The organism is Oceanobacillus sp. J11TS1 (assembly GCF_018333215.1).
Classification (GTDB): Bacteria; Bacillota; Bacilli; order Bacillales; family Amphibacillaceae; genus Oceanobacillus.
The window spans coordinates 116,429-128,905 of the sequence record NZ_BORO01000001.1 but is presented as its reverse complement, the minus strand read 5'-3'; the positions used below and the strand labels follow the sequence as shown (position 1 = coordinate 128,905).

Sequence of the window (12,477 nt, the reverse complement as noted above, 5' to 3'; positions counted from 1 at the left end):
ATAAAGTAACTTTCAATAAAAAACCTAGGACAAGATAGTACTTTTCCATTCATATGATTTTTTTATTCACGCTGATTAATTCTCTGTACAAAGGGAATGTTAAAAAATGTAGTTGGAATAAGGGAGGTTATTGTTCGATGTTATTTGATGATCCAGCATATGCCAGCCGAATGCTGACGCTATTGACATTATCCTTTCATATCATTTATGCCACGATCGGTGTCGGGGTTCCATTAATGATTATGATTGCACAATGGATAGGTATTAAAAACAATGATATGCATTATCTATTAATGGCACGTCGGTGGGCAAAAGGATTTGTTGTTACTGTCGCTGTTGGGGTAGTAACAGGTACTATCATTGGGCTTCAATTATCTTTATTATGGCCAAGCTTTATGGAATTAGCGGGAAACATCATTGCTTTACCATTATTTATGGAGGTATTCGCCTTTTTCTTTGAAGCAATTTTCTTAGGAATTTATTTATATACTTGGGACCGTTTCGATAATCAAAGAAAACATTTGCTATTACTTATTCCGGTAGCAATCGGCGGCGGCATGTCTGCTTTTTTCATCACCGTCGTGAATTCCTTTATGAATAGTCCAGCAGGCTTTGATATCGTAGGCGGAGAGTTAGTCAATGCCAATCCAATCATGGCCATGTTTACATTAGCTATGCCGACAAAGGTTACCCATGTAATAGCAACTGCTTATATGACTATCGCCTTTATGCTAGCTGCCTTTGCAGCATTTCGACTTATCCAGAACAAAAATAACGAATATCACAAAAAAGCATTGCATATGACAATGAAAATTGGTTTAATCTTTGCTATTGCAACAGCTTTAATTGGAGATTTATCCGGAAAATACTTAGCTGCGTATCAGCCCGAGAAGCTGGCTGCAGCAGAATGGCATTTTGAAACAACGACAGAAGCACCGCTGGTAATGTGGGGGGTATTAGATGAGAATAACGAAGCAAGATATGCGCTGCATGTCCCTTATGCATTAAGTATTCTTGCACATGGACTGCCAAATTCAGAAGTAATCGGCTTAGAAGAATTCCCTATTGAGGAACAGCCTCCAGTCGTTATTCATTACTTCTTTGATACAATGGTCACCATTGGTGTATTTATGATTGTTTTATCTCTCATTTATTGGTTTGGCATGCGGAGAAAATGGGCATTTGTTGAAAAAACATGGTATCGCTGGTTCATTGTAGCCGGGGGACCACTTGCTTTTCTGGCAATCGAGGCCGGATGGTGGATGGCTGAAGTCGGTCGCCAGCCTTGGATTTTAAGAGGAATAATGACCGTTGAAGAAGCAGCTACGACAAGCGACTATGTAGGCTGGATGTTTGTGTTATTCGCCATCCTATACTTTATCTTAGGTGTCGGTACCATTGTCGTGTTAAGGTATATGTTCCATAAAAATCCTGTAGAAAAAGAGTTAGAACGCATGCAGCAAGGGGGTGGCCAATCATGATATTAGAAATCATTGGTATTTCTGTACTTTGGTTATTCTTATTTGGTTATATCATTATCGGTTCGATTGATTACGGCGCAGGATTTTTTAATGCATATAGTATCGTTACGGAAAAACAGCATATTCTATCAAAAATCATCAAGCGCTATTTATCACCTGTATGGGAAGTGACCAACGTATTCTTTGTCTTTTTCTTTGTTGGGATTGTTGGTTTCTTCCCAGAGACTGCGTATTATTTTGGAACCATTTTACTGATTCCGGGAAGCTTGGCACTGATTTTGTTGGCAATTCGCGGCTCTTATTATGCATTTGAGTCCTATGGAAAGCATGGCCATAAAGGATATGCAATAATGTACGGACTGTCCGGTTTGCTGCTTCCAGCTTCCTTGTCTATTATTTTGACGATTTCTGAGGGCGGCTTTGTCTTTATGGAAGATGGAAATCCTGTCCTGGACTACAACGCTTTGTTCTTTAGTCCATTAACCTGGTCTATTGTTGTTCTTAGTATCGTTGCTGTCCTATATATATCCGCCGTTTTCTTAACCTGGTATGCCAATGAAACAGGAGATAAGGATGCAACAGATTTAATGCGAAAGTATGCCTTAGGCTGGTCTATTCCTTTGATTATTGCGGCAGCGGGAATTATTGTGGAATTGCGTTTCCACAATCCATTCCATTTTGAGAGTCTTTTAGGCTTATGGTGGATGTTTGCCATTTCCTTTGTTTTATGGATATTAACTGTCGTGCTGATTTGGAAGCGCCGAAACTACAGAACCGCTTTTTGGTTACTCGTTGGACAATTCGCTTTCGCATTTTTCGGCTATGGGATATCTCATTACCCGTACCTGCTGTACCCTCACATAAGCATCCATGAAGGGTTTACTAATACAGCAATGGCTATTTCACTCATTGTCGTCTTTATCTTAGGTATGGCGCTGCTTATCCCGTCCCTTTATTTACTGCTTAAACTGTTTCTATTCGATAAAAACTATATTAAGGGAAAGAAGTGATAAAATGTTGAATCAATTTCTGATTTTCATTGCCCCCTTTATCATCCTGATTATTGCAATTGCTTCAGCATTCGTCGCTGCAGCAAAGGATAGGTAATAAACGAATGAGAAACCCCGCATATATTCATCTATGAACAGAATATATGCGGGGTTCTTTAGTTTTTTATATTTAAAATTGAAGCTGTTGATTTTCAAGCTCCTTCATCGCTTGAAAATAGCCATCCTCTTTTTCCATCAGTTCATAATACGTTCCTTTTTCAATAATTTCTCCGTGATTCATAACAATAATTTGATCCATCTTTTCCAATCCTGTCAGACGATGTCTAATGGTTACAACGGTCTGATACGTTGTCACCTTTTCGATTTCATCCATAATCTGCTGCTCTGTAATTGCATCTAAGGAAGAAGTTGGCTCATCCAGCAACCAGATAGAAGCATCTCGTAAAAATAGACGGGCAAGTGCTAAGCGCTGTTTTTCACCGCCGGATAGATTCGTTCCTTTCTCCAGCACTTGTTTATCCAGAGGAAAATGCCCCAATTGTACTTTTTCTAATGCTTCCTGACATGCTTCTGCAGTAGCCTGTTTATTCGCAAACCGTAAGTTTTCAAAAATACTTCCATAGAAAAAATGGTTATGCTGGAGGGATACATTCATTTGCCCCCATAAGCTATCCGGGGCAAGGCCATTTATCTCTTCCCCGTTCACCAAAATTTGTCCTGATTTGATTGGTGCAAAGGTAAGCATCGCCTGCATCAATGTTGATTTCCCTGATCCACTCGGTCCTACAATAGCCATATTCATCCCTGGCTTTATTTGAAAAGATGCATCTTGTACAGCAGCTTTCTTCTCATTTGGATATTGAATGAAAACCTTCTTAAAATCGAACTGAAGGGGAATATCCGCTTCAATTTCACGTGTGCCTGTGCTGGAAGGTTCTTCATCTTTCCAAACCTCAATAAGCCGTTTAGAGGAAGCTTTACTTTCTTCCAAATGAGCAGGAAGAACAGCCATCGACGGCGTATCCTCAAATACAGTAATGGCAATCATAAATAACATAGCCAGCAATGTTCCAGCCAGATTCCCTTCTGAAACATAGAAACCTGCTTGGACTAAAATAAGAACAGAAATAAAGAAGGAAAAGAAAATAACGATTGCTTCCCGAATGGCAAGCTGACGATTCTCTCTTGCATTGATTGTTTCGTATTGAACCATTTCATCAAACAGCCGCTGTTTTTTTCTTTCTGCCTGTTGAAAGATGGTCAACTCCCGAAATCCATGCAGGTAATCAGTAAATCCCGATGACAGCGCGCCTCTTTTTTCCCGCATAGACACTGCTACCTTTTTCTGAAACAGATAAAATATTGCCGGAAAGACAATAAGTACCATTATCATACTAGCAAGCATTGTAAGTGCGACGTTAACAGAAATATACAATGTAAAGTAAATCGTTGCGATAAACACTGCTGCTAATACAAGCGGTGGATAAAATACACGTAAAAAAAAATGCTGAAGGGACTCTACATCACCGACAATACGAGCTAAAATATCCCCGCTACGATATTTTTGTAAAAGCCTGTTTGCTAATGGCTCTATTTGGTCATAAACCTTTAAACGGATATTTTTCAAAATGGTAAAAGTTCCGCGATGCGAAAAATAACGTTCCCCGTACCTGCTCACAGCCGAAGTGATACCTAGAAGTTTTACACTTGCGACAAGAATCATTAATGTGTAGATTGGCGGTGCAAAAGCAGCTTTGGAGATTAAATAACCACTTGCTGCAAATAAGGAGACTGCAGCAATGCCTGCTAAAAACCCAAAAGAGATGGAGAAAAGAATATCCTTCTTCTCTTTCAGCATCGTTTTTAAAATCAGTCTTATATCCTTCATACTTGTCGCCCTCCTTGCTGTGCCGTGATCATTTGCTGATACATTTTATTATTTTGGTAAAGCTCCTCATGCGTGCCCTGACCAGCTATTTGCCCTCGTTCTAAAAGTAAAATTTTGTCGGCACTCCGGATAGTATGAAGACGATGAGCTACAGTAATAATCGTTGCATGACTTTTAAGGGCATCTAACGATTTTTGTAACATATGCTCGGTCTGAATATCTAAACCTGTTGTCGGTTCATCAAAAAACAGGATTTGCGGTTTTTTCAGAAGCGTCCTAGCAATTGCAATACGTTGTTTTTCTCCTCCTGATAAGCCTCTTCCTCCCTCTCCGATGACGGTATCTAATCCGTCTGGCAGCACGGATATCCACTCCCATATTCCTGCATATGCAGCCACTTCTTGGATTGTCTTATCACTTTGTTCATCCTGGGAACCAAGCATGATATTTTCCCGCACCGTCCCCGAAAAAACATAGGGATGCTGTGACAGATAGCTTATTCTTTCGAACCAATCCGTTTTTTGTACCTTCTCTTGCGGAACGCCATCAATAAAAAAGCTTCCCTCTCGTACCGGCAACAGCCCTGCAAGCAGATGAAGCAAGGTTGACTTACCAGCACCTGTCTTACCAATAATCGCTACTTGCTCATTAGGCAAAATTCTCACTGTAGCAGGCTCTAATTGGAAATTTCCCTGCTCATAATGGAAAGAAGCCTGTTCAAGTCTTAATTCTGGAGTTTCCTTCTTTTGTAATGGCGTTTCTCCCCAGTGAACCGGAGCTGTCTCCTCTTCTAATACATCTTCTACTCGCGATGCGGCTCCCATACTTGCACGTCCCGAATGAAAAGCAGAACCTAGCTGTTTCAATTGGCTAAACATCTCCGGAGCAAGCAATAACACAAAAAATCCTGTGAAAAAGCTGAGATTTTGAAAAATAATCATTCGGATTGCAATTTCCAGTGCGATCAAACCAATACTAAGCATGGCGATAAATTCCAAAGCCAAGGAATTTGTAAATGCAACCTTTAAAACACCCATTGTCGCGTCTCGAAAGCCTGTGCTATCTCTATTAATTTTATTTCTTTGTTCAACAGATTGACCAAATAATTTAACAGTAGGAAGTCCTTGTAATGTATCTAAGAAAGTTCCCGAAAATGCAGCTAATTGAGAAAGCTGTTCCTTCGATTTATCCTTCGTTTTCACACCAATAATCATCATAAATATAGGAATAAAAGGCGCTGATACAAGAATAATTAATCCACTCGTCCAATTTTGGGTAAAAATAACAATCCAGACAACCAGAACGATACCAGCAGATTGCATCACCTGCGGAAGATATTTACTGAAATAGCCGTCTATTTCATCAACCGTATCCATAAACAAGCTTGTCTTCTGTCCAGATTGCCCCTTTTCAGCATCTGCCATTGGCTGATTAGTAAAATGAGCAAGCAATCTTTCTCGTATCGAAATCTTTGCTGTCTGTGCCATTTTGATACCAGCACCTTTTATCATATATTGAAATATCGTACGTAATAAAAGCACACTGATCAATAGAAAAACAGCAGGAATAACGGTTGAAAATGCGGCATTCTCTAGAAAAAGCTGCTGGATAATGGAAACCACAAGATAGCTCTGCCCTACAATAGCAGCAGCCATAAAAAGAGAGATAACTACCATCCAAATCATTCTCGTTCGAAACTGTTTTCCAAATTCCTTTAACAAATAACCACCACCTTCTAAACGGTCGCTGCAAATTACAATATGTTTATATAGGCCATTATACATGAGTATATAGCTAATCACTTCCAGCAAAAGCGTGCTCCTCAGTAGGAAATGAACATTTTATGAACATACACAAAGAGTAAATACAAAGTTTCCTTTGTATTCTTATACAACCACGTGTAGAGTTTTTTTAGAAATCACATATATTAACCTATAAACAACTATCCTATGTATAGAAAACAAGAATACAATAGCTTATAGGAGTGTCATCCCATGTCTGATTTCTTTCTTAACATGCCTGCAGATTCAACTGTGAATCAAAAAAGTACCGGAGATAAATTGGTATATTACGGAACTGTCGTAATGACTTTAGGAAGTATTATCTCTCTCATCGGTTCAACCATTCTATACTACGAAGATACAGAAGAACCAGCTGCGTTTGAAGAAAACACCCCTGTTACCAACCGGCAACTCGTAGAAATGCAACAGCAGCTTACTGTTTTGCAGCAAAAAATGGACCAGTTAGAAAATCAAGGGCAATAAAGCTAGCCTCCTTGTCCTTGATTCTTCTCTTTTAGAAACTTGTTTTTTATTCCCTTTACTGCATTCGTAAATCATCTATTTTTTGGCTTCCCACTCTGCAATACGAAATAAGCGGACATCCTTTACATAAGGGCTCCTTCTTACAATATTGTTTTCCGTGTTGTACAATTAACGCATGAAATTCCTGATACATTTCTAAATCATCAGGAAATGCTGCCTCGACTTGTGTTTTAAAAGCATGATACGTTTTAGGAATATCATACCCGATACAGATAAACAATCTTCTAGCATAGTTATCTGCAATAAAGCCAGGCTTATCAAAAGCATACAGCATCATTGCATCTGCGGTTTCCTCTCCAACCCCATGTATTTCCAATAATTCATTTCGAAGGGCAGCTTGACCTAATTGACGAACGTTTTCTATATTAAACTCATATTGTTGAAACCAATGAAGCCAATTAATGATTTTCTTTGCTTTCATCCGGTAAAAACCACTTGGCCGTATTTTTTCTGCAAGTTCCGCTTCCTCCATTTGCATTAAATCTACAGCAGTTATATCTTCCCCTAAATTCTCTAAAGCTAACTCAACATTTTTCCAATTTGTTCTCTGAACTAAAATAGCACTAATAAGCATTTGAAAATCAGAAGCTGCCGGCCACCACCCCTGTGGACCATAAAAACGGTACAACTTCTCAAACAATTCAACGTAGCTAACTCTTTCTGCCATAAAATCTCCTCTCTTTTTTAAGCTTATTTCTTTTCTTAGCATCATAGACAAGGTACACTTACAATACATTTTTCAAAGAAACGGAGCATCATCATGAATTTTGTTCACACGGATATTATACAGTTTCAAGGAACCCATTATCAATTTGGCCATTTTCAGGCTGAAAAGCTTAAAAACTCCCCTATTCTGACACATCGGAAAGCGCTCCTGGATAATCGATGGAGAAATTTCCTCGTTGATGAGCGAGAAGTGGAAGATGTTTTCAAAACATTTTCTCCGGCTATTTGGGAAGAAATAAAAGGACTAAGTGACGGATTAGGTCTTCCGTGGAATGATTGCCTGCGTGAATTTGGCGGGTATTATCATGAATATGGACGCAGTGGTTGTTCTATCTATACGCAGAGAGATTTTCTAGTACGAAATTATGATAATGCACCAAATACCTATGAAGGCCGCTATGTTTTATATGCTCCTACTGATACGGGCTATGCAAGTTTAGGACCTTCCATGCAGATAACCGGTCGTACCGATGGAATGAACGAGAAAGGTTTGACGATGGGCTACAACTTTGTCAATCGAACAAAATCAGGCGATGGCTTTATTTGCAATATGATTGGCAGACTGCTTCTCGAAAATTGCGCTACAGTAGAAGAAGCTGTTCAATTACTGCGAGAGCTACCTCACCGCAACACGTTTAATTATGTATTGTTGGACACTGCCGGTAAATCGATTGTGGTAGAGGTATCCCCACGCTCCTTTTTTGTGCGTGAAGCAAACAGCTGTACCAATCACTTTGACCAGTTAAAGGATGAAAACAGATATCGTTTTGATGAATCGTTGGAGCGCTTAGAACGAATTCACGAAAAACAGCAACTTGTTCAAACACCTTATGAAGCTTTTCGTATGCTTAACGATACGGAGCAGGGGATATTTTCTGAGAAATACGGATCATGGGCAGGAACACTGCATACAGCTCTTTATTTGCCAAGGGAGCTTTCTGCCTGGATTGCGTTAGGAGGAAACCGTCAGCCATTTATTTTCTCCTTCAAAAAATGGCTGCAAGGAAATAAATTACGTGCGACAAAAATAAAAGGAAGTCTCAATGCAACAGATACGTTTATTAACACTTGAGGGAATCTGATTCCCAACATTTCAATAGCTTTACAATTAAGTTAGAAAGGATTATTCTAACTACAAAGGAAAAAGATAATTTAAAGAGTCAGCAACATATCATTTGTGATAGCAACTGACTATGTACAAGGAGGACAAACCAATGACTATGAAAAAAACATTAACTCTTGCTGGTTCGGACGCTAGCGGCGGAGCGGGGATTGCAGCAGATTTAAAAACCTTTCAAGAGCATGATGTATATGGTATGACTGCACTAACTTCCATTGTAACAATGGATCCTGAAGGCTGGAGCCATAACGTCACACCAATTGATGTAGATGTCGTGGAAAAACAGCTAAACACCATTCTTTCTGTCGGCGTGGATGCAATGAAGTCCGGAATGCTAGGCTCTGTAGATATCATTAACTTAGGAGCTAGAAAAATTGATGAATTCAACATCGATAAATATGTTTTAGATCCTGTCATGGTATGTAAAGGGGAAGATGAAGTACTTCAGCCAGAGAACACAGACGCAATGCGCGAAGAATTGCTCCCTCGTTCTTTAGTAGTTACTCCTAACCTATTTGAAGCAGCACAATTAGCCCAATCTGCTCCAATCAAAACGATCGAGCAAATGAAAGAAGCTGCTCAAAAAATTCATACATTAGGCGCGAAAAATGTTGTCATTAAAGGTGGAAAACAGTTAGATCACGATAAAGCTGTCGATCTATTCTATGATGGAACAAACTTTGATTTATTAGAAAGTGAAAAAATTAACACCACATATAATCATGGAGCCGGATGTACATTTGCCGCTGCGATTACAGCAAACCTGACACATGGTAAAAGTGTTCATGATTCTGTAAAAGAAGCTAAAACGTTTGTTGCAGCAGCGATTGCAAACGGCTGGAAATTAAACGAATATGTAGGTCCTGTTATGCACGGCGCATACAATAAAGCAGATAGCAAAAAAGTAGAAGTATTTAGCGTGTAATTCAAAAGCCCTGAGGTCATCAACTGATATCCTCAGGGCTTTTTATCATTTCTTAAATAGGGGCTAATCCCGATCATGAATAAAGAAAGTCAGCACCAGCGCAACAATAGAGATGATTCCAGTGACAAGAAAGGAAACATTGACACCATGAACCATTCCTTCAAGACCCTGTTCCGGAATAGATGCTGTCGACATAATGGTGATTGGCAATGCTGTCCCAATCGCTCCTGCAACCTGCCGTAAAGTATTATTTACTGCGGTACCATGGGAAATAAATGCTTCTGGCAACGCATTTAATCCAGCTGTTGTGACAGGCATCATCGCCATCGCAACCCCGAGCATTCTTAAAGCATGAATCGTTGCAATATAGGCAAAGCTTGTCTCTGTAGTAAGCGTACTTAACATAAAGGTGGTGCCGACAATTAACACTAAACCAATCATCGCTAGATACCTTGCGCCATACCTATCAAAGAGCCTTCCTGTAACAGGGTTCATTAACCCTTGTACAACAGCTCCTGCGAGCAATGCCAATCCAGAATGGAAGGCGCTGAACCCTAGCATTTGCTGCATATAAAGTGGCAAGATAACAGCGGCGCCAATCATCGTCATAAACGTAACCATACCTAATACTGTAGTAACCGTAAATACTTGATATTTAAAAACACGGAATTCGAGTATTGGCGTTTTTAAGTGCATTTGCCTTGTAATAAACCATGTTAACATAATCGCGCCGATGATTAAGGAACCTATTACTTGGAAGCTTAGCCAGCCCGCATTTCCTGCCGTACTGAAACCATATAGAATACCTCCAAAACCGAGCGTAGATAAAATAATGGATAGCTTATCCAGCTCTGGAAAGGTTCGTTTCGTTACATTTTTAAGTAAGAAGTAAGCAACAATTATATTTAAGATGGCAATTGGAAGCACCATAAAAAATAGCGTTCTCCAAGGAAAATTTTCTACGATGTAACCAGATAATGTTGGTCCAATCGCTGGCGCAAAGGAAATAACTAAACCAAACATCCCCATTGCACTGCCTCGTTTTTCCTTTGGATAAATCAAAATTAAAATAGTCTGCATGAGCGGCATCATAATTCCGGCACCAGCTGCCTGCAGAATGCGTCCTATTAATAGAGAGAAAAATTCTGGTGCAATGCCGCAAATAAGCGTACCTGCTGTAAATAAGGACATCGCTGTTAAGAAAAGAGCACGTGTTGTAAACGTACCAATTAAAAAAGCCGTTACTGGAATCATAATCCCGTTAACCAGCATAAAAGCTGATTGTAACCATTGGACAGTATTTGCATCAATATCCAAATCAGCCATCATATGCGGTAAAGCTGTTCCCAATAATGTCTGGTTTAAAATTGCCACAAATGCCCCGGATAATAATACGACTAGAATCGGTACTCGACTAATATTTTGCGTTTCGATGCCCCCTTGATCCTCAGTCATTCACAACCCTTCTTTCGTTATACATATCTTTAGGAAATGCAAACATTCACGCATTATTTAGTGAACAGCAGAAAATATTTCCTATACTTTGTTCCTATGTTTTTACTATAACCGGAATATTGCTTCCGCTAACATTTTATAGTTTCTTAACATGTGAAAATATACAAAACCGGTGACTATAAAATCACCGGCATATGATTACTTTTGCAACGTATTACACCATTGTACAAAATTATGAACAACAGTATCAAGAAAATCAATTGTTTGCTCGTCCGCAAGCTTTCCTTGCTCATCAACCTTGTCCTGAACAGAACCAATCAGCACTTCATTTCCCGGTAGCGTTAATACCCCAACTCCACGAGAATTTAAAATTTGGCGCAGTTGCATTTGTGCTTTCACAGTGCCGAGTACACCCATGGAAGCACCCACAATCATTCCTGGTTTATTTACTAAAACTAAATCCACACGCGAGAACCAATCTATTGCATTTTTTAACATACCCGAAATGGAGCCATTGTATTCAGGCGTAGCAAATAAAACGGCATCACTTTTCTTTATACGCTCCCGTAATTCTTTTACAATCTCTGGTGGATTTAATTCTTCATCTTGATTATAAAATGGCAATTCTTGAATAGGTAAAATATCAATTTCAATTTTATCCTGATAACGATCCTTCATATATTCAACTAATAATTTATTATACGACTCAGCGCGATTACTCCCGATCATTGCTGCGACTTTCATTTATATTCCTCCAATATTCTATTGTAAATTGTTATGTTTATCACAAATACATATCGATTGATTTTAAACACAGTTAATATTAATATCATATTAGTTACACTACCACAAGAAAATTGCTCGCATTTATGTACTCTTGAGAAAAGAAAGAAACCTCCTGTACAAAAACTAAAAATGTTACGACAACTGCAAACCCCACTTTTGATTCACTCTATATTTCCTTCCATAAAAAAAACTCCTATTAAGAAGTCATTCAAAAGAGGTTCCTATATGAATATTTTCTTAATAAGAGCTACCTTTCACAAAAATCAACTGGAAAAACTTGACCTATTGCGTACATTCTACCATTTTAAAAGAACCAATGGCGATTTCGACGAGGACCGCAGAAGCGCTTTTTTTCACATTTACCTTTTTCTGAATACTTGTCATTTTTCTTCCCACAATTATTCGTATTATCCACTCTTCGGCAATTTCTTGAATTATTTACGTCACTTCCGCAATCATAATTTTCAACAACCGTTTCATTCACATTGGTTTCTCTTACTGGATAATAATTTTCATTACGAACAACAGTGCGATTCACATTTTTCACTTCCGTTGGATAGATATTTTTCACAGTTTTTACTCTTGTATGGTTTCGTACCTCATGTCTTGTTGGATGAACACGTACATCCTCATCTCGACCGGAATGACGACAGCGATTACAGTCACATTTATCTCGGCTCATTCGGACTCCCTCCTTTCCAATGCATAATATATTTTATGAAAAGAAGAAGATTTGTCCTATACAAATAACTAAAAATGCGA

Annotated in this window: 12 protein-coding genes; 6 read left to right on the top strand and 6 right to left on the bottom strand. The window is 38.9% G+C overall.

Annotated features, from left to right (window positions below; all coding sequences use genetic code 11):
* Positions 1-137: 137 nt before the first annotated feature.
* From KI343_RS00645 to cydS, 3 genes are read left to right on the top strand one after another with little or no spacing between them, the layout of a single operon-like run.
* Entirely contained in the window at positions 138-1,481 is a 1,344-nt protein-coding gene (locus tag KI343_RS00645) for a cytochrome ubiquinol oxidase subunit I (RefSeq protein ID WP_212924497.1), read from the top strand.
* On the top strand, positions 1,478-2,491 hold the full coding sequence (locus KI343_RS00640) for a cytochrome d ubiquinol oxidase subunit II (RefSeq protein ID WP_212924496.1): 1,014 nt from the start codon (positions 1,478-1,480) through the stop codon (positions 2,489-2,491). Before KI343_RS00645 ends, KI343_RS00640 begins: the two co-directional genes overlap by 4 nt.
* 4 nt (positions 2,492-2,495) lie before the next feature.
* Positions 2,496-2,588, top strand: a complete 93-nt coding sequence (cydS, locus tag KI343_RS20505; protein ID WP_374705402.1) for a cytochrome bd oxidase small subunit CydS family protein — start codon at positions 2,496-2,498, stop codon at positions 2,586-2,588.
* Positions 2,589-2,660: 72 nt separating this feature from the next.
* Here cydS and cydC read toward each other — a convergent pair whose 3' ends face one another.
* Both cydC and cydD read right to left on the bottom strand, forming a co-directional pair.
* Positions 2,661-4,379, bottom strand: coding sequence for a thiol reductant ABC exporter subunit CydC (gene cydC / locus KI343_RS00635; RefSeq protein WP_212924495.1), 1,719 nt, complete (start codon positions 4,377-4,379; stop codon positions 2,661-2,663).
* Positions 4,376-6,181 (bottom strand): thiol reductant ABC exporter subunit CydD, encoded by a 1,806-nt coding sequence (gene cydD / locus KI343_RS00630; RefSeq protein ID WP_306432532.1) that lies wholly within the window; start codon positions 6,179-6,181, stop codon positions 4,376-4,378. Before cydD ends, cydC begins: the two co-directional genes overlap by 4 nt.
* Positions 6,182-6,373: 192 nt before the next feature.
* On the opposite strand from cydD, the gene KI343_RS00625 reads away from it, so the two are divergent.
* Positions 6,374-6,643, top strand: coding sequence for a hypothetical protein (locus KI343_RS00625; protein WP_212924494.1), 270 nt, complete (start codon positions 6,374-6,376; stop codon positions 6,641-6,643).
* A 55-nt stretch (positions 6,644-6,698) separates the two neighbouring features.
* On the opposite strand, the gene KI343_RS00620 is transcribed toward KI343_RS00625, so the two are convergent.
* Positions 6,699-7,370 carry an endonuclease III domain-containing protein gene (locus KI343_RS00620; RefSeq protein WP_212924493.1) on the bottom strand — a complete coding sequence of 224 codons (672 nt, stop codon included), beginning with the start codon at positions 7,368-7,370 and terminating at the stop codon, positions 6,699-6,701.
* A 93-nt stretch (positions 7,371-7,463) separates the two neighbouring features.
* Here KI343_RS00620 and KI343_RS00615 point away from each other — a divergent pair, with 93 nt between their 5' ends.
* Together KI343_RS00615 and pdxK are read left to right on the top strand one after the other, a co-directional pair.
* The gene (locus tag KI343_RS00615) at positions 7,464-8,501 is read left to right on the top strand and encodes a C45 family autoproteolytic acyltransferase/hydrolase (RefSeq protein ID WP_212924492.1); all 1,038 of its coding nucleotides are present in this window, start codon (positions 7,464-7,466) and stop codon (positions 8,499-8,501) included.
* A gap of 142 nt (positions 8,502-8,643) precedes the next feature.
* Complete coding sequence (pdxK, locus tag KI343_RS00610) at positions 8,644-9,474, top strand: pyridoxine/pyridoxal/pyridoxamine kinase (protein ID WP_212924491.1); 831 nt, start codon at positions 8,644-8,646, stop codon at positions 9,472-9,474.
* Between the two features lie 63 nt (positions 9,475-9,537).
* Here pdxK and KI343_RS00605 read toward each other — a convergent pair whose 3' ends face one another.
* The 3 genes from KI343_RS00605 to KI343_RS00595 form a co-directional block, all read right to left on the bottom strand.
* Positions 9,538-10,929: a DHA2 family efflux MFS transporter permease subunit gene (locus KI343_RS00605; RefSeq protein WP_212924490.1), complete on the bottom strand. Its 1,392-nt coding sequence runs from the start codon at positions 10,927-10,929 to the stop codon at positions 9,538-9,540.
* Positions 10,930-11,127: 198 nt separating this feature from the next.
* Positions 11,128-11,673, bottom strand: a complete 546-nt coding sequence (locus KI343_RS00600; RefSeq protein WP_212924489.1) for an NADPH-dependent FMN reductase — start codon at positions 11,671-11,673, stop codon at positions 11,128-11,130.
* A gap of 346 nt (positions 11,674-12,019) precedes the next feature.
* Positions 12,020-12,397 (bottom strand): spore coat protein, encoded by a 378-nt coding sequence (locus tag KI343_RS00595; RefSeq protein ID WP_212924488.1) that lies wholly within the window; start codon positions 12,395-12,397, stop codon positions 12,020-12,022.
* Between the last annotated feature and the right edge of the window lie 80 nt (positions 12,398-12,477).

Coding starts and splice junctions, on each gene's coding strand:
- cydC (WP_212924495.1), bottom strand. CDS start 4,379: ATGAAGGATATAAGACTGATTTTAAAAACGATGCTGAAAGAGAAGAAG.
- KI343_RS00620 (WP_212924493.1), bottom strand. CDS start 7,370: ATGGCAGAAAGAGTTAGCTACGTTGAATTGTTTGAGAAGTTGTACCGT.
- KI343_RS00600 (WP_212924489.1), bottom strand. CDS start 11,673: ATGAAAGTCGCAGCAATGATCGGGAGTAATCGCGCTGAGTCGTATAAT.
- KI343_RS00605 (WP_212924490.1), bottom strand. CDS start 10,929: ATGACTGAGGATCAAGGGGGCATCGAAACGCAAAATATTAGTCGAGTA.
- KI343_RS00645 (WP_212924497.1), top strand. CDS start 138: ATGTTATTTGATGATCCAGCATATGCCAGCCGAATGCTGACGCTATTG.
- KI343_RS00640 (WP_212924496.1), top strand. CDS start 1,478: ATGATATTAGAAATCATTGGTATTTCTGTACTTTGGTTATTCTTATTT.
- KI343_RS00595 (WP_212924488.1), bottom strand. CDS start 12,397: ATGAGCCGAGATAAATGTGACTGTAATCGCTGTCGTCATTCCGGTCGA.
- KI343_RS00615 (WP_212924492.1), top strand. CDS start 7,464: ATGAATTTTGTTCACACGGATATTATACAGTTTCAAGGAACCCATTAT.
- cydS (WP_374705402.1), top strand. CDS start 2,496: ATGTTGAATCAATTTCTGATTTTCATTGCCCCCTTTATCATCCTGATT.
- KI343_RS00625 (WP_212924494.1), top strand. CDS start 6,374: ATGTCTGATTTCTTTCTTAACATGCCTGCAGATTCAACTGTGAATCAA.
- pdxK (WP_212924491.1), top strand. CDS start 8,644: ATGACTATGAAAAAAACATTAACTCTTGCTGGTTCGGACGCTAGCGGC.